Source organism: Acidovorax sp., from assembly GCF_046341535.1.
Taxonomy (GTDB): Bacteria; Pseudomonadota; Gammaproteobacteria; order Burkholderiales; family Burkholderiaceae_C; genus Acidovorax.
Window position 1 is genome coordinate 19829 of the sequence record NZ_JBKDRI010000137.1, and the last position, 17535, is coordinate 37363.

The 17535-nt window shown below is 60.8% G+C and carries 15 protein-coding genes; 3 read left to right on the forward strand and 12 right to left on the reverse strand.

The features are described from left to right. Positions 1-165 precede the first annotated feature (165 nt). The gene (locus tag ACK543_RS09850; RefSeq protein ID WP_409942673.1) at positions 166-1869 is read left to right on the forward strand and encodes a hypothetical protein; all 1704 of its coding nucleotides are present in this window, start codon (positions 166-168) and stop codon (positions 1867-1869) included. 80 nt (positions 1870-1949) lie between these two features. On the opposite strand, the gene phoR is transcribed toward ACK543_RS09850, so the two are convergent. From phoR to pstS, 7 genes are all read right to left on the reverse strand, one after another. After that, the gene (gene phoR / locus ACK543_RS09855; protein ID WP_409942674.1) at positions 1950-3317 is read right to left on the reverse strand and encodes a phosphate regulon sensor histidine kinase PhoR; all 1368 of its coding nucleotides are present in this window, start codon (positions 3315-3317) and stop codon (positions 1950-1952) included. A 112-nt stretch (positions 3318-3429) separates the two neighbouring features. Beyond that, positions 3430-4137, reverse strand: a complete 708-nt coding sequence (gene phoB / locus ACK543_RS09860) for a phosphate regulon transcriptional regulator PhoB (protein ID WP_409942675.1) — start codon at positions 4135-4137, stop codon at positions 3430-3432. Positions 4138-4158: 21 nt separating this feature from the next. Next, positions 4159-4860, reverse strand: coding sequence for a phosphate signaling complex protein PhoU (phoU, locus tag ACK543_RS09865; RefSeq protein ID WP_409942676.1), 702 nt, complete (start codon positions 4858-4860; stop codon positions 4159-4161). Positions 4861-4873: 13 nt separating this feature from the next. Next, on the reverse strand, positions 4874-5656 hold the full coding sequence (gene pstB, locus ACK543_RS09870; RefSeq protein WP_409942677.1) for a phosphate ABC transporter ATP-binding protein PstB: 783 nt from the start codon (positions 5654-5656) through the stop codon (positions 4874-4876). A gap of 54 nt (positions 5657-5710) precedes the next feature. Beyond that, entirely contained in the window at positions 5711-6565 is an 855-nt protein-coding gene (gene pstA / locus ACK543_RS09875; RefSeq protein ID WP_409942678.1) for a phosphate ABC transporter permease PstA, read from the reverse strand. Between the two features lie 69 nt (positions 6566-6634). After that, complete coding sequence (gene pstC, locus ACK543_RS09880; RefSeq protein ID WP_409942679.1) at positions 6635-7642, reverse strand: phosphate ABC transporter permease subunit PstC; 1008 nt, start codon at positions 7640-7642, stop codon at positions 6635-6637. A gap of 89 nt (positions 7643-7731) precedes the next feature. Continuing rightward, positions 7732-8754, reverse strand: coding sequence for a phosphate ABC transporter substrate-binding protein PstS (pstS, locus tag ACK543_RS09885; protein ID WP_409942680.1), 1023 nt, complete (start codon positions 8752-8754; stop codon positions 7732-7734). 235 nt (positions 8755-8989) lie between these two features. Between pstS and ACK543_RS09890 the strand changes: the two genes are divergently transcribed. Both ACK543_RS09890 and ACK543_RS09895 read left to right on the forward strand, forming a co-directional pair. Continuing rightward, positions 8990-10468, forward strand: coding sequence for an exopolyphosphatase (locus tag ACK543_RS09890; protein ID WP_409942681.1), 1479 nt, complete (start codon positions 8990-8992; stop codon positions 10466-10468). A 50-nt stretch (positions 10469-10518) separates the two neighbouring features. Beyond that, positions 10519-10992 carry a hypothetical protein gene (locus tag ACK543_RS09895; RefSeq protein ID WP_409942682.1) on the forward strand — a complete coding sequence of 158 codons (474 nt, stop codon included), beginning with the start codon at positions 10519-10521 and terminating at the stop codon, positions 10990-10992. A gap of 122 nt (positions 10993-11114) precedes the next feature. On the opposite strand, the gene ACK543_RS09900 is transcribed toward ACK543_RS09895, so the two are convergent. The 5 genes from ACK543_RS09900 to folP form a co-directional block, all read right to left on the reverse strand. Next, on the reverse strand, positions 11115-11579 hold the full coding sequence (locus ACK543_RS09900; protein WP_409942683.1) for a SixA phosphatase family protein: 465 nt from the start codon (positions 11577-11579) through the stop codon (positions 11115-11117). Continuing rightward, the gene (ppk1, locus tag ACK543_RS09905) at positions 11576-13783 is read right to left on the reverse strand and encodes a polyphosphate kinase 1 (RefSeq protein WP_409942684.1); all 2208 of its coding nucleotides are present in this window, start codon (positions 13781-13783) and stop codon (positions 11576-11578) included. The genes ACK543_RS09900 and ppk1 overlap by 4 nt, the downstream gene beginning before the upstream one ends. A gap of 89 nt (positions 13784-13872) precedes the next feature. Beyond that, entirely contained in the window at positions 13873-14715 is an 843-nt protein-coding gene (locus ACK543_RS09910; protein ID WP_409942685.1) for a GNAT family N-acetyltransferase, read from the reverse strand. A 361-nt stretch (positions 14716-15076) separates the two neighbouring features. After that, on the reverse strand, positions 15077-16414 hold the full coding sequence (gene glmM, locus ACK543_RS09915; RefSeq protein WP_409942686.1) for a phosphoglucosamine mutase: 1338 nt from the start codon (positions 16412-16414) through the stop codon (positions 15077-15079). A 66-nt stretch (positions 16415-16480) separates the two neighbouring features. Continuing rightward, a complete protein-coding gene (gene folP, locus ACK543_RS09920) occupies positions 16481-17308 on the reverse strand; it encodes a dihydropteroate synthase (RefSeq protein WP_409942687.1) in 828 nt (275 codons plus the stop codon). Positions 17309-17535 lie beyond the last annotated feature (227 nt).

Genomic DNA, 17535 nt, shown 5'->3' on the forward strand with positions numbered 1-17535 from the left:
GCGGCTACGCTCGCGAAAAAAATGCAGCCCGGGCGACCGGGCTGTTTTTTTTCGTGCGGCCATCCCGACGGCGTCGTCCGGAACAAGCCCGGCGCCTGCATGGCACTGTGCCCCACCAGCGCATTTACCCTTATTCTCGTTGGCCCTGCACTGCCCCTGACCCGCGTGAATCATCCCTCGCCCGCCATCGTTGCACAAAGCGCCGTCAGCCCGCTACCGCGCTGGGCCTTGTTACTGCTGTGCCTGGCCTACCTGGTGCCCGGGTTCGTAGGGCGCCAGCCATGGAAAAGCGCGGACATCACTGCGTTTGGCTACATGATCGAACTTGCTGGCGGGCGGACAGCGTGGCTGAGCCCGCTCCTCGGCGGCATGCCCCCAGAAATCGATGGTCTTTTGCCCTACTGGCTGGGCGCCTGGGCACTGCAGGCGGCCCCCAACTGGCTGGGCCCTGAAATAGCTGCGCGACTGCCCTTCGTGGGGTTACTCGCTGTCACGCTGGTCGCCACCTGGTATGGGGTGTACTACCTGGCGCGCAGCCCCGGCGCACAGCCGGTGGCGTTTGCGTTTGGCGGAGAAGCGACACCGACCGACTATGCACGGGCTATCGCTGATGGGGCGCTGCTGGCGCTGCTGGCCTGCCTGGGGCTGGCGCAGCTCTCGCACGAAATATCGAGCTACCTGGTGCAACTAGCGTGCACGGCGTTGATGTTTTTTGCGGTGGCGGCCATGCCTTACCGGACCGTGGCACCAGCCCTGGCGATGGTTGCCGGGAGCCTCGGGCTAACGCTGGCAGGAGGGCCCACCGTTGCTGCCTTGCTGGCGCTGGGCAGCATGCTGGTCACCCTTGCAGCACACGGTCAAGACCCGCAGCGACGTAGACTGGCCTGGGCCCTGGCCATCTGCGGCGTGGCGCTGGTAGCGGCTTTCCTGGCCTGGGGCCTGAACCTGTGGCGCTGGCGCCTGGTGGTGACGGAAGGCGATATCAAGGAATGGCAGAGTCTGGCCAAGCTTTTCCTATGGTTTGGCTGGCCCGCGTGGCCACTGGCAGTCTGGACGCTGTGGCGTTGGCGACGACAGATTGCAACCCACCCAGGCCATCGCTTTCTTCTTTTGCCGCTATGTTTTTTAGCGGTGTCCATCGCGGCCACGATTGCCACACGGCCATCCGATCGTGCCCTGTTGCTGGGCTTGCCAGCCCTGGCGGCGTTGGCCGCATTTGCCCTCCCGACCCTTAGTCGCAGCGTCGCTGCATTGGTCGACTGGTTCACGCTGGTGTTCTTCACCGCGTCAGCCCTGGCCATCTGGGTCATATGGATCGCGATGCAAACAGGTGTGCCAGCCAAGCCGGCCGCCAATGTGGTCAAGCTCGCACCGGGATTTGAGCCGGTGTTTTCGCTGCTCGCTTTTGCGACGGCTCTTGTCGCCACTGCGGGCTGGTGCGCCCTCGTGTGGTGGAGAGCCTCACGCAGTCGCGCACCTATCTGGAAAAGCCTGGTGCTACCGGCTGGTGGTGCTGTGCTTGGCTGGCTACTGCTAATGACCCTGTGGCTTCCGCTGCTGGACTACGCGCGCAGCTATGCACCACAGATGCGCGCCGTCCGTGATTTGCTGGGCGAGTCTCCAGGCTGTGTACAGACGCTAGGGCTGACCCGCGCTCAGGTGGCAGCGCTCCAGTACCACGCACAGCTTTCCCTGCAACGCGCGGGGATTCGGGACGAATGCAACTGGCTCATTGCAGATATGGCATCATGGCCAGCCTCGGAACGCCTCGTCAATACTGAGCTGTGGGACGCCATCGCGACCATCCCCCGCCCCACTGACAAGAACGACCATCTGCTCGTATTTCACCGCGCTGAACTGGTGCGCTGATGTCCTAGCGTTTCACCATCCCAAGCCGTCCACCACCTAGCCGTCAGGTGGCCCCGGTGGCCAAACCAGCCATCACGGGTTCACTCCGATGACACCGGCTGCCTCGACCCTGTGCTGTCCGAGATGCGCAGGCGGCTGGCCGGAAAGTTCACTGCAAACACTGAACCCTTTCCCACCGTGCTGGTGATTTCAAGCGAGGCCCCGTGGCGTTGCAGCACATGCTTGACGATGGCCAGCCCGAGCCCAGTGCCCCCGGTTTCGCGCGAGCGGCTGCGGTCCACACGGTAAAAGCGCTCGGTCAGCCTGGGGATATGCTCCGGAGCAATACCGGGTCCCGTGTCCCGCACCAAGAACATGGCGGCACCATCGGTCATCGGGAGCCATTCCACGGTAATGCTACCCCCCGCTGGGGTGTATCGCACTGCATTGCTGATCAGGTTGGACAGGGCACTTTGCAGCTCGGCCGCAGAGCCGGCCAGCTCGCCTGCGTCGATCAACCGCTGCGGATCCGGAAAGCTGATCTGGTGCGGCTTTTGCTGGCCCTGCGTGACCAGCGCAGACAAAGCTCGACCCTCCATCTCACAGCGTTGCAACAGCGCGTGCACAGCCGTCCATTCCCCCATGCCCGGCGGTGGGCTCCCTTCAAGGCGTGACAGCGTGAGCAGGTCCTGCACGACGCTTTGCATCCGCTGCGCCTGCTGCGACATCATGCCCAGATAGCGCGATTGTTCTTCCTGGGAAAGCGACAGCGTCTGGAGCGTTTCAACAAAGCCAGCCAACACCGTGAGCGGTGTGCGGATTTCGTGCGACACATTGGCTACAAAATCGCTGCGCATGGCTTCGGCCTGCTCCAGCGCCGTGACGTCGCGCGATAACAGCAGTTTGCGCCCATCGCCATAGGGATGCACATGCACCGAAATGCGTACGGGCCGCGAAGATGTACTGGCGCGCCCTTCAAGTACCACGTCACGCGTGAATTGCTTTGCCGCAAAGTAGGCCGTGAACGCAGGCTCCCGCACAAGGTTACCAATGGACTGCATTACATCGCGCCGAACGTCGAATCCGAAATGGAGTGCCGCGATTTGGTTGCACCACTCGATCCGCCCTTGGGCGTCCAGCAGAACCACGCCGTTGGGTGTTGCCTGCATTGCGGCCAGGAACTCCTGTAGCCGTCCCTCGCTGTCGCGCAGCTGAACCTCATGCCGCCGCAGCAGACGCCGCACGCGATCGGCAGTATCTCCCCAGATACCCCGCATCACGGGTGTCTGCTCGGGGTCCCCCGTGCGCAACCAGCCGAGAACGCGTGCGCCGCGGGAGAGATCCCAAAAGAACCACCCCCAAGCGGCGATGCCCGCGCCCAGCGCGGCGCCCCATGCGCCGCCCTGCCACCAGCCCAGAGCCCCACCGGTCAGTTGCCACAGAAAAAAATAGGAAAGTCGCCAGAGCATGCCGTTTGCAAAGCCTTGTGAGACCCGGGGTCGCCATCCATGCGCCCATCTTGTAGTTATGAGTTAAACCGTGGTTTCGCCCGACGGGCGACAGATGCCGAGGCAGCCAGCGCTAAGCCTGCAACTGCACCTGAGGCTGTGCAGTGAGCCGGTAGCCCGCACCGCGCACGGTCTCGATCATCACCGACGCCGCGCCCAGCGCTTCGCGCAGCCGCTTGACGTGCACATCCACGGTGCGCTCCTCGATGAACACATGGTCACCCCATACTTTGTCGAGCAGTTGCGAGCGACTATGAACGCGCTCGGCATGCTTCATCAGGAAATGCAGTAGTTTGAACTCGGTCGGCCCCACCTTGAGCTGCTGACTCTGAAAGCTCACACGGTAGGTTCCAGCATCCAGTACCAGATCGCCAATGGTCACGCTGTCACTGACTTGCTCGGGGGCGCGGCGGCGCAACACAGCGCGGATGCGCGCCAGAAGCTCCTGGGTGGAAAACGGTTTTGTGATGTAGTCATCAGCTCCGGCATCCAGCCCCGCGACCTTGTCAGGCTCATCACCGCGAGCTGTCAACATGAGGATGGGAATGGGCTTGGTGCGGCTATCCGAACGCCACTTGCGGGCAAGGCTCAGGCCGCTTTGCCCTGGGAGCATCCAGTCAAGCAGAATCACATCCGGAAGCACAGTATCGAGCTCGCGCTGAGCCGACTCGCCATCTTCAGCCCAGAAAGGCTGAAACCCGTTGTGCCGGAGGTTCACAGCGATCAATTCAGCGATAGCGGGTTCGTCTTCAACGATCAAGACGCGGGGAAGCTTTCTCATAACATTACCGGAGCCTTCGCCTCAGAGAACCATTGACTCGATCTCGTCGAGAGCCGTGTGGCGCACGTCTTTACCCTTAACAAGATAGATGACCAGCTCCGCCACGTTCTTGGAATGATCGCCAATGCGCTCTATGGCCTTGGCCAGGAAAAGAAGGTCCAGGCTGGGAGAGATGGTGCGGGGGTCCTCCATCATGAACGTGACCAGCTTTCGCACAAAACCGTCGAACTCCTGATCGATGAGGTCGTCTTCCTTGAGGATTGAAACAGCCATCTTCACATCGAGGCGAGCCAAGGCATCAAGGGCCTTGCGCAGCAGTCCGGAAGCCAGCTCAGCCGCTACGCGCAGGTCGCTTGAAGGCAGCGAACGTGGCGCACCGCCCTCGATGATGGAGCGCACCATACGCGCCATCCTATTGGCCTCGTCGCCCATGCGCTCGAGGTTGGCAGTCGCCTTGGAAAAAGCAAGCAGCAGGCGCAGGTCACGCGCTGTGGGCTGGCGGCGGGCGATGATCGACGACAACTCGCCGTCAATCTCGACCTCCAGCGCATTCACACGGGTCTCTATTGCGGCAACTGTTTCCACTGCTTCCAGGCTGAAATGCGAAAGCGCATACACGGCCTGGCGTATTTCCGACTCGACGAGTCCGCCCATCTCCATGACACGGGCGGAAACGCTGTTGAGTTCGCTGTCGAACTGGGATGAAAGGTGTTTGTCAGGCATGGCGTGCGCCTCCTTAGCCGAACCGGCCGGTGATGTAGTCTTCGGTCTCTTTGCGCTCGGGCTTGAAAAAGATCTGCTCGGTCGCACCAAACTCGATCATCTCGCCCAGGTACATGTAGGCGGTGTAGTCGCTGCAGCGCGCAGCCTGCTGCATATTGTGGGTCACGATGGCAATCGTGTAGTCGTGCTTGAGTTCATCGATCAGTTCTTCGATCTTTGCGGTGGACAGCGGGTCGAGCGCCGAGGTGGGCTCATCGAGGAGCAGCACCGAAGGCTTGACGGCCACGCTGCGCGCGATACAAAGTCGCTGCTGCTGACCGCCCGACAGTGACAGGCCGCTCTGGCTGAGTTTGTCCTTGACCTCAGTCCACAACGCGGCCTTGGAAAGCGCCCACTCGACGCGGTCGTCCATCTCGCTCTTGCTGAGCGATTCGTACAGTTTGACGCCGAAGGCAATGTTGTCGTAGATCGACATGGGAAACGGTGTCGGCTTCTGGAACACCATGCCGATGCGCGCGCGCAGCAGATTGATGTCCTGCTTAGGATCAAGGATATCCTGCCCATAGAAATTGATCGTGCCCTCCGCACGCTGGCCAGGATAGAGGCTATACATGCGATTGAGCGTCCGCAAGAGCGTGGATTTACCGCAACCCGAGGGGCCAATAAAGGCAGTCACCTTGTGCTCGGCGATGTTCAGGCTCACATTTCGCAAGCCTTGAAACTTTCCGTAGAAAAAACTCAGGTTGCGCAGCTCCAGCGCATTCTTGCCGGCGGTATCGGTTGCAGTGGAGTTCATGGTCACGTCCTGGAAGCAATATGTCAGATCAGCAGAATTTTTGAGTGGCCAGCATCAGGTGCGATTCTTTTCGCGCAGGAACACCCGCGCCACAATATTCAGCACCAACACCGACAGCGTGATGAGCAGCGCACCGCCCCACGCCAGACGAACCCAGTTTTCGTAAGGGCTGAGCGCAAACTGAAAGATCACCACCGGTAGATTGGCCATGGGCGCTCCCATGTTGGTACTAAAGAACTGGTTATTGAGCGCCGTAAACAAAAGCGGTGCCGTCTCGCCGCTGATGCGGGCCACGGCCAACAGCAACCCCGTCATCACGCCGCTGCGAGCGGCACGAAGCGTGACCATGGTGGACACCTTCCAGCGCGGTGCGCCTAACGCAAAGGCTGCCTCTCGCAGGCTGCCGGGTACAAGGCGAAGCATGTTTTCGGTCGTACGCACGACCACCGGCACGGCGATGAGGGAGAGCGCAAGGCTGCCAGCCCAGCCAGAGAAATTTCCCACCGTCGCGACCGCTACCGCATAAACGAAGAGCCCCAGCACGATGGATGGAGCCGAGAGCATGATGTCCGTTACGAAGCGCGTCAGCTCAGCCGTGCGGCTGCGGTCACCATACTCAGCGAGATACACCCCTGCCAGTACGCCAATGGGCGTGGAAACCAACACGGTGAACCCCACGATCATCAGGCTGCCCACAATGGCATTTGCCAGACCCCCCCCCTCCGAACCGGGTGCAGGCGTGGACTGCGTGAACATGTTCCAATCCAGCGCCGCGACACCATTAGTCAGCAGTACGCTGAGAATCCAGAGCAGCACAAACAGGCCGAGCGCCATCGCGCCCAGCGACATCGTCAAGCCGATAGCATTCGAACGCCTGCGCTTTTTGTAGAGTTCTTGGTTGAATTGCATGAAGCGTCTCAGACTTGTTTGATATGTGCAGGTGGCTCGGTGTGAGCATGCAGGCGGCGCTGCCCTCGATCAAATACCCTTGGCCTTCTCGGCGCGAAGCATCATGATCTTGGCAGCGGAGAGCACCAAAAAGGTAATCACGAACAGCAGGAAGCCTAGCGCGAACAGTGTGGACAGGTGAAAGTCCGCAGCCTCTCCGAATTCGTTGGCAAGCGTCGATGCGATCGAGGTGCCCGGCGAGAACAAAGAGGTTGGCATACGGTTGGCGTTGCCAATCACAAACGTGACCGCCATGGTTTCACCCAGCGCGCGTCCCAGCCCCAGCATGATCCCGCCAATCACACCTTTTTGCGTGTACGGCAGGACGACACGGCGAACGACTTCCCACGTTGTGCATCCAAGGCCATAAGCGGACTCGCGCAGGATGGGAGGAACGATTTCAAAAACGTCACGCATGACGGCCGCCACAAAGGGCAATACCATGAACGCAAGTACGATCCCGGCCGCTAGGATTCCGAAACCGTTGGTACTGCCGCCGAACAGAAATCCCACGAGGGGCATCGATCCGAGCAGTTTTTGCACGGGCATCTGGAAGTAGTCAGCAAACAACGGCGCAAAGACGAATAGTCCAAACATGCCGTAGATGATCGACGGTACCGCAGCCAGCAGTTCCACCGCCGTACCAAGCGGCCTGCGTAACCACACAGGGCAGGTTTCCGTCAGGAAAAGCGCGATGCCAAACGCAATCGGAACCGCAATGACCAAGGCAATGCCTGCACTTGCCAGCGTGCCCACGATGGCGATGGCGGCGCCAAACTCCTCGTTGATGATGTCCCACTCCGCCCGCCAGATGAACTGGATACCGAACTTCTGGAATGCAGGCCAGGCATAGACAAACAACGACACGATGATCGCCAGCAGTGCTCCCAGCACGAGTAGCGAAAGTAATTGCGTCACCCTATGGAAGAAGATGTCTTGCATGCGCTGCCGCCGTGCAATAGACACCATGCTTTTGGTCGGTGCATCTGTCGTGCGGACAGGCGCAGATTGCGCACTCATGGCGGTTCCCATGCTCATGTTGACTCCCATCTGGCGTTTGGACAGCCCCACACACCAGCACCCTTCAGCCGCACTCCGGCCGAAGGGTACATTTTGGGGCCATTGCCTTACTTCTTAATCTGGGACCAGACTTTGGAGCGGATTTCGGCAGTCAGGACGTCTGGCAGCGGCACATAGTCCAGTTCGGCGGCCATGGCCTTGCCGTTCTTGAAGGCCCAGTCAAAGAACTTCAGCACTTCGGCAGACTGCGCCTTGTCGGCGGGATCCTTGTACATCAGGATGAACGACGCCGTACTCACGGGCCAGCTGTTGGCGCCCTTGGCGTTCACCATCGAGATGCCCATGCCTGGCACGCTGAACCAGTCGGCACTGGCTGCGGCAGCGGCAAATGTTGTGTCATCTGGGCTGACATACTTGCCATCGGCGTTTTGCAGCTGCAGGAAGTTCATGTTGTTCTTTTTGACGTAGGCATATTCGACATAGCCGATTGCACCCTTGACCCGGGTCACATTAGCCGCCACGCCTTCGTTACCCTTGCCGCCCACCGAAGAAGACGCAGGCCACTTGACTGCCGCACCCTTGCCGACCGTGTCGGCCCATTCCTTGCTGACGGCAGCCAGGTAGTCGGTCCAGTTGAATGTCGTGCCGGAGCCATCAGCGCGATGCACCACGGTGATGTTCTGGTCGGGCAAATTCTTGCCTGGATTCAGGGCCGCCAGCTTCGGGTCGTTCCACTTGCTGATCTTGCCCAGAAAGATCTCTGCCAGAACCGTCCCGTTCACACGCAGCTCGCCAGGCTTGAATCCGTCGATGTTGATCACGGGCACTGTGCCACCGATGATGGCCGGGAACTGGACCATACCGTCCTTGTCGAGGTCTGCACCTGAAAGAGGCGCATCGGTAGCGCCAAAGGCCACTGTCTTGGCACGGATCTGGCGAATACCCCCCGACGAGCCGATCGACTGATAGTTGAGACCCGTGCCGGTTTCCTTTTTGTAGGCTTCTGCCCACTTGGCGTACATGGGGAAGGGAAAAGTAGCGCCGGCACCCGTGATGTCGGCGGCGAAAGCACCGCCAGCAACCACGGTGGCCAGGATAACAGCGACGGTTTTGAGGAATTTGCGTTTCATGATTTACCTTTGACGACGGTTTGCTTAACGACGCTGAACTTTATGGGACATTCGTGACATTTCAGTGACATCAATCGCAGCCGCCAATGTCCCGGCCGTCGCCATTCACGGCATCGTCACAGAAACTTAATGAAATTTGCACATACTCGGCCCGCCGTAACGCATCCCAAAATCTATCAGATCGCGCTTGTCCTCCACGGTACGATGCTGCAAAACATCTCCGCAACATACCCTCATGCAAAACGGCACACGCCTCGCCGCAGTCGACCTGGGCTCCAACAGCTTCCGCCTTGAAATCGGACAGTACGAATTCGGTCATATCCAGCGCGTGGAATACCTCAAGGAAGCCGTGCGCCAGGGCGGCGGCCTGGACGAAAATCGCAACCTCACCCAAGAAGCCATGGAGCGGGGCTGGGCCTGTCTGGCCCGTTTTGGCGAACGGCTGGCTGGCTTTCCTCGCACGCAGGTGCGCGCCGTGGCAACACAGACGCTTCGCGAGGCACGCAACCGCGAGGAGTTCCTGTCCCAGGGCAGCCGAGTGCTGGGCTACCCGATCGACGTGATCTCCGGCCTGGAAGAAGCTCGCCTCATCTATCAGGGCGTAGCCCGCCTCCTACCGCAGTCCGACGAGCGACGCCTGGTGGTCGACATCGGGGGGCGCTCCACCGAGTTGATCGTGGGCCAGCAGTTCACACCCCAGGCGGTAGCGTCGTTTCGCGTGGGCAGCGTTGCGTGGTCGCAGCGATACTTTCCCCAAGGCGAATTCACCGCAGGCGCATTCGCTGCGGCAGAGATCGCGGCAAAGGCGGTGCTGGATGAAGCAGTGGAGACCTTCCACCCTGGGACGTGGGACGTCGCCTATGGTTCCTCGGGCACTGCGGGAGCCGTCGGAGACATCTTGACAACAGCAGGACAGTCGCCCGGGGTGATTTCCCGAGAAGGAATTGACTGGCTGCATGAACGATTATTGCGCGCCGGTTCGGCTGACCGGCTGCGCATGGATGGGCTCAAAGAAGACCGCAAGGCAGTGATTGGCGGCGGTATTAGTGTTCTACGGGCCGTCTTTGATCTGCTCGATATTGACGAAATGCAAGTCGCGCAGGGGGCGCTGCGCCAGGGTGCTCTCTACGACTTGCTGGACCGCGAGCAGCCGGGTTCGGACCTTAGATCTTCTACGGTACAGGGGCTAATGGAGCGGTTCGGGGTAGATATCGAACATGCCGAACGGGTGGCTGTTACGGCAGTGTCCCTGTTTGACCAAGCCCGCGGTCCCAACAACGCACGCGCGGCGCTCAAACTGCAGTGGGCCGCACGGCTGCATGAAATTGGCTGCCGGATATCCCACAGCGATTACCACCGGCACGGCGCCTACATTCTGGATAACACCGATGCGGCAGGATTTGCGGTACCCGAACTGCACCGGCTTGGGGTTCTGGTTCTGGGGCAACGCGGGAAAGTACGCAAGCTCGACGCCGATCTGAGCGACCCCGTCTTTGCACTGCAGCTGCTGTGTCTGCGTGTAGCGGTAGCGCTGTGCCATGCACGCCGCGCGCCTGACACCAAGGGGATGACCCTGCAGCGCGATGGGATGGGCTTTCGGCTCGAAGCGCGCCCCGGCTGGGCCTCTGCGTATCCCCAGTCAGCACATCTGCTGCGCGAAGAAGTTGCGGCCTGGCAAAAGACCCCGTGGGAACTGGCGGTTGACGTGGGCTGAGCACACGCATTAAACTGTATAAACAGTTTATATAGTTCAAAAGGAGTGACATGGCCAAATCGAACTCGGTGACTACACCCACCCCCCTGCCAGCCAAAGCGACAGCGTCCGCGTCCGCTGCCAAGGATATTGTGAGCAAGCGCAACGCCGCTGCGAAGGTCGCTGGCGGCGCCCCCAAAGCGGCGCCTCGTGCGAAGTCCGCCGCCAGCAAATCGGCACCCAAAGCCCAGACCCCCACCAAGGCAAAACCGCCAGCAGTCCAGTTGACTGCGCAGCCAGCCGCGGCCGACAAGGAGGCCAAGGCCCGTAAGCCGAAACTCGTACGCGACAGCTTCACCTTCCCCAAGGACGAGTACGCGGCCATTGAGGCGCTGAAGGAGCGCCTGGCCAGTTTGGGGCAACCGGTCAAGAAAAGTGAACTGCTGCGCGCCGGGCTCAAGGCGCTGGCTGGCATGCCCGACACCGCGCTGAGAACGGCGCTCCAGGCGGTTCCATCCCTGAAGACCGGGCGCCCCAAGGCATGAGCTTCCAAGGCTCCAGCACCGGGGCCGGAGGGGAGGACCGGCGCAAAAGCGCGTCGCAATAGACCCAACCGGGCTCCTCGCTCATGCGACCGCAGTGGCTGGGGTCGGCCCTGGACGCACAGTCAGAGGAATTCCGGCGACTGCACCACCATCAGTACGGTCTGGCTCTGCTCCTGCCTCTGTCGTTGGCGAAGCCACCAAACGGCGCCCTTGCGAACTGCACATACGGGTTCAGGCAGCCCGAGCAGCTTCGCAATGGTCTGCCCCAGCGCCGGCTGGTGCCCAACGATCAGTACGGCCCCTTTCGCCCTTGGCCACTGGGCGAGTTCCAGCAGGTCGGCATCCGTGCCCCCTGGCAGCAGTTCGGACCGCAGCTTAAATTTGCGCCCCAGGGCAATCGCAGTCTGCTCAGTACGTCGGGAGGGGCTGACCAGAACGCGAAGCCCCTCTGGCAAACGCCGATCTAGCCACGCAGCCATTCGGGCGGCCTGCTTTTCACCCCGAGATGTCAATGCACGGTCCAAATCATTTTGTCCCTCGCCAGCGTCTTCAGCTTCGGCGTGCCGCCAAAGGATGAGATCCATCATCGCCTGCCTGGGCTGGCGCCCGGCGCGGCACTGGGGGGGGCGTAACGAAGCATCAGGGCATTCTGAGCGCCCTGCCCGCTGCCGGGATAGGGAGCGCGGTCGTAGCCGCCGCTCGCATTCAGCGTCCATGCATCACGATCGTCGTGCAGATAGGCAACCAGACACTCGTCCACGATCTGCTGCCGAAGCGCAGGATCATCCACCGGCCAGGCAAGCTCGATGCGACGCATCATGTTGCGGTTCATCCAGTCAGCGCTGGAGAGGTACAGATCCTCCTGTTCGGCCGCGCGAAAGTAGAAAACACGGGTGTGCTCCAGGAAACGCCCGATGACAGAGCGCACGCGAATGTTTTCCGTGACGCCCGGCACCTGCGCCGGAAGCATGCATGCGCCACGCACGATCAGGTCAATGCGGGCGCCACGCTGGGCCGCCCGGACCAGGGCCCGCATCAACGCTTCGTCGGTCAGCGCATTCATCTTGGCAACGATGCGGGCGTCCTGACCCGCCTCGGCCGCCAGACCGACCTGTTCGATCTTCTCCAGCATCCGACGGTGCAGATGAAAAGGAGCGAGCATCAGCTTGCGCAGCTTGGGAGGTCGGTTTTGGCTGGCAAGGTGGTTGAAAACCCCATCCATGTCGGCAGTGGTTGCCTCGTCAGCGGTGAGATAGCTGAGGTCGGTGTACAGACGAGCTGTACGCACGTTGTAGTTGCCTGTGGACAGATGCCCATATCGCCGCAGCTTGCGCCCTTCGCGACGTGTGACCAACAGCATCTTCGCATGTGTTTTGAGACCCACCACGCCATAGACGACCTGGGCCCCAACGGACTCAAGGGCTTCCGCCCAGTTGATGTTCGCCTCTTCGTCAAAACGGGCCTTGAGTTCGACCACGGCCATCACTTCCTTGCCACGCCGCACGGCCTCCGTGAGAAGCTCCATGAGTCTGGAATCAGCACCCGTGCGATAGATGGTCTGCTTGATCACGAGCACGTCGGGATCATTCACGGCCTCCTGCAAGAAAGCCAAAAGCCCGTCAAAGCTCTCGAAAGGCTGGTGGATCAGCACATCGCGGTGGCGCAGTTGCTCCATGATCGAAGCGTTTGGCTGGAGCTGCCTCGGCCAGGCCGACGTCCATGCAGGAAACAACAGCGCGGGATCGTTCACCAAGTCCACCAGTTGGGTGAGGCGCACCAGATTGACCGGCCCCGGAACCCGGTAGAGCGCCGCCAGAGGCAGTTGGAACTGCGTGAGCAGAAAGTCATACAGGAAGGGCGAACACCCTGACGACACCTCCAGACGGACGGCCTGGCCATAGTGGCGGTGCTGCAGGCCCTGCCGCAAAGCAGTTCGAAGATTGCGAACGTCTTCTTCATCAAGCGCGAGATCGGAATGCCGGGTGACACGGAACTGCGAGAACTCAACCACCTCGCGCCCTGGGAAGAGTTCATCAAGGTGAGCCCGCACGATACTGGAGAGGCTGACAAACAGCGCCCCATCCGGCGCCACCCTATCGGGCAAACGCATGAGGCGCGGCAGGGCCCGGGGAATCTTCACGATGGCGATTTCGTTCTCGCGACCGAACGCGTCATAGCCACGAAGCCGCACAATGAAATTGAGCGATTTGTTTGCCACCTGGGGAAACGGATGGGCGGGGTCCAGGCCGACGGGTATCAGCAACGGGCGGACATCGCTCACAAAATAATCCCGCACCCATTTTTTTTGCACGGGCGTGCGCTCGTTGTGCCCAACGATGCGAATGCCATGCCGGGCGAAGGCGGGAACAAGCCGGTCGTTGTACAGCGCATATTGACGCTTGACCAGCGAATGCACCTGGGCCGAAATTGTCTGGAAGGTGTCCGTGGAATACAGCCCTTTGGCCTCGCCCTTCATGGAGGCGGTCAGGTGGGGTGCAGCCCGGACCTCAAAGAATTCATCAAGATTGGATGACACGATGCACAGGTAGCGCAACCGCTCCAGCAGAGGCACATCGCTGCGACAAGCCCAGTCAAAAACCCGCTCGTTGAACGCCAAGATGCTCTGATCGCGGTCAAGGAAGGACAGATCCGACAGGGGGCCATCACTGGACTGCCTGGACAAGAGAGGGTCCTCGCTCCGATTTGGCTGCGTATTCGCAATGCCGTCGCCTTGGGCCCCGCCAGTCACCGAGGAAAGGGATGTAGCGTGTTCAGATGGGGGGGGCAACATGTACGTGCGGCTAGAGCGATACGCCAAAGCAATAGTATCTACCGAAGACATGACATTCATGTGACATGCCCATGTCCAACAGGCCGGATTCAATGTCCCAAGAAATGCCTGCGATAGCGTGGATGAAGGTCAGTCAGGCGCATCAGCAAGGGCAGGTCAGCGGTATTGAAATCCGGGTCCCAGGCTGGCGCACCGAGCACCTTCGCACCCAGGCGCAAGTACCCCTTGATCAGTGCGGGCGGCTCAACAACAGCTTGGTTATCAAGCAGATCCACCGGCAGGGGCAGCCGGGGCAACACATGCATGTCAATGGGCGCAAGATGGGTCTTGCGCAACTGGTGCCAGATACTTGCGGCCGCCTCACCACCCGGGAAACCGTTATACAACATGGGAATGCTGGCGCAGCCGATCATGGTGTCGAGATCGTTTCGGGCCATGAAGCCTGCCAGTGCACTCCACAGTGCCATGATCACCCCGCCATGCCGGTGATCTTCGTGCACGCAGCTTCGGCCGAGTTCCACCATGCGATGGCGCAGCGCACGCAGTCGGGTCAGGTCAAACTCGGTGTCACTGTAGGTGCCGCCCACGCGCCGTGCCTGCGCCGGCGTGAGCACACGGTAAGTGCCAATCACTTGCCGTGTCTGCGCATCGCGGACCAGAAGGTGCTCGCAGTAGTCGTCAAACAGATCTACATCGTGACCAGGGATGGGGGTCGTCAATCGAGCGCCCATTTCGGTCGCAAACACCTCAAAGCGCAGCCGCTGCGCCTCACGGACTTCATCTTGGTGTCTTGCCCAGCCCACGTCGATGAGATCCCGCGGCGCCCCCGGCACGCTGCTACCCACCGAAGGCGCGAGTGCACCGGAAGCCGGGACGGGCTTTGGAAATCCGCTCGTAGCGGGAATCAGCATCAAGTTGGAACGGTCATTCATGGCGCGTAAACTTTCTTCTACATGCCCGGCTGGACCCAGCCGGAAGGAAACTGAAATTCCCGAAAGAAAGTGTCAGCGGGCACTGTGACATCACCATGTCGGAGCGATGTCACATCCGTGAATGCGTGCGTTGTTGCGAGGGCCACACCTCGGCCACGCCCATAGCGTGTCCAGACACCCCCTCGGAGAAAAGGCTCCGGATGAGTCAGATCAGGTCAGCGGACCACGAGCCGCTCGATGAGCAAGCGCACCCGGCAAGATAGACCTGTGAGCAGTCTTTGCTGCAAGCCATGAACGCGATAGCATGAAGATCGCCACCGACGCAGCAGAGAAGAACGAGCGTCGCTGAAATGCTCAGCGACTAACCGCCGCGCGCGACATCCGCCAGCCGCTGGGCGCAGGCATTGGCCTGTAACGCGTCGCGCGCCTCGACCATGACGCGCAGCAGTGGCTCCGTGCCGCTGGCCCGAATCAGCACCCGGCCGGTGCCAGCCAGTTCCCTCTCCACAGCCTGCGTGGCCTCTGAAAGGCGCCGGTTCGCTTTCCAGTCCTGTCCAGCGGGCAGGCGCACGTTGAGCAGTACCTGCGGGTAGAGAGATATCTCCGCCAGAAGCTGTTGCAGCGTGCTTGCGTTACGCACACAGGCCTGTAGCACCTGCAGCGCACTGATCAGGCCATCGCCGGTGGTATGCCTGTCCAGGGCCAACAAGTGACCTGAGCCTTCACCGCCCAAAACCCACTGATGGGTGACGAGTTCCTCCAGCACATAGCGGTCACCCACATTGGCGCGCACAAACTTTACGCCCTTGGACTGCAGAGCCACCTCGACAGCCATGTTGGTCATGAGGGTACCGACGACACCCGGAACATGCTCATCGCGGCCCATCCGGTCCATGGCCATGAGGTACAGGAGTTCGTCTCCGTTGTAGAGCCGGCCCGCAGAGTCCACCATCTGCAGACGGTCGGCATCCCCATCAAGTGCCACCCCGAAATTGGCGTGGTTTGCGCGCACTGCACGCACCAGGGCATCAGGGTGCGTTGCGCCGACTTGGTTGTTGATATTGACACCGTCCGGCGCGCAGCCAATCGACAGTACCTCGGCCCCCAGTTCGTGGAAAACCTTGGGTGCAACCTGGTAGGCAGCTCCGTGGGCGGCATCCACCACGATCTTCACGCCCCGCAAGGTCAAATCCTGCGGAAAGGTACTCTTGCAAAACTCGATGTAGCGGCCAGCCGCGTCATTGAGGCGCCGGGTCTTTCCGAGGCTCGCAGACTCCGCCCACGCGGGCGGTTCAGCCAGGGCCGCTTCCACATCGAGCTCCCACGCATCAGGCAACTTGGTGCCCTGGGCGCTGAAAAACTTGATGCCGTTATCCGAATAGGGGTTATGGCTTGCACTGATGACCACTCCGAGACTTGCTCGCTGCGCCCTGGTGAGGTATGCCACACCAGGGGTCGGCAGGGGGCCAAGCAACACCACATCGACGCCAGCAGAGTTGAAGCCTGATTCGAGCGCACTTTCCAGCATGTAGCCCGAAATGCGGGTGTCTTTGCCAATCAGTACCGTCGGGCGTTCTTCCGAGCGGCGCAACACCCGCCCCACCGCATGCGCCAGGCGCAAAACGAAGTCCGGCGTGATGGGCGGCTGACCCACTGTGCCCCGTATGCCGTCCGTCCCAAAGTATTGGCGTTGTGTCATCTTCTTTCCACTCGTGTTGATGTCGGTTCTTGATGTCTGCGCTGCAGCTGCAAGGCTCTCCAGAACTCAGGCGTTTTGCATGGCTTCAAGGACAGCAAGCGCCGCCACTGTGTCGCGCACGTCGTGCACACGCAGCACGCAAGCGCCCCGCTCCACTGCAAGCAAGGCAGCAGCAATGCTCGGAACCATGCGCTCATCGACAGGCCGATCCGTCACAGCGCCCAGCGATGACTTGCGCGACCAGCCAGCTAGGACCGGGAATCCCGCCACCAGGAGTGCCCGCTGGTACCTGAGCAAAGCGAAGTTTTGCGCAACCGTCTTGCCGAAACCAATGCCTGGATCAAGCACTATTTGAGCTTTTTTAACTCCCCGCGCAAGCAGCGACTGCGCCGATAGCTCTAAAAATGATAGCACCTGAGATGTCACGTCTCCCTCCATGGGCGACAGTTGCATGGTCTGCGGATCACGATGCATGTGCATCAGGCAGACGCCGCAGTCGGGGTATGAAGCGATTACGTTGGTGGCGCCCGGCTGTCTCAACGCCCAAATGTCGTTGATGATGTCCGCGCCCAGATCCAGCACCGCGCGCATCACTTGCGGTTTGTAGGTATCCACTGAAATCGGCACGCCCAAGCTGACTGCGTGCCGAACGACCGGTACAACCCGAGCTATCTCTTCTTCCAAGGGCACCGGCGGACTGCCAGGGCGGGTGGACTCCCCGCCAATATCGAGGATGTGGGCCCCCTGCGTCAGTAACTGCTCGCAGTGCCTCAGGGCCGAGCTGGTTGTGGGGTAGCGACCGCCGTCTGAAAACGAGTCTGGAGTGATGTTGACAACGCCCATCACCTTGGGTCGGTCAAGGTCAACTTGGAAGCGAGACGTTTGCCAGAACATGAAAAGAGCCCAAAAACAATGATCGGCGATAACGGAAGTGACGCGGGGGCATGCCAGCTACGTCGCAAAGTCGAAGAAGTTGATAGTTGATAGTTGAAGCCGATTAAAAATTCAGGGCTCCCGGCCCCGTTCAGATCGATTCGCCGAAGCGATACGTGCACCGAGCGTCCGTCTTCGAAAGACATCACAATCCGCTGCGGGTCACAGCGGTGCCAATTGTCCACATT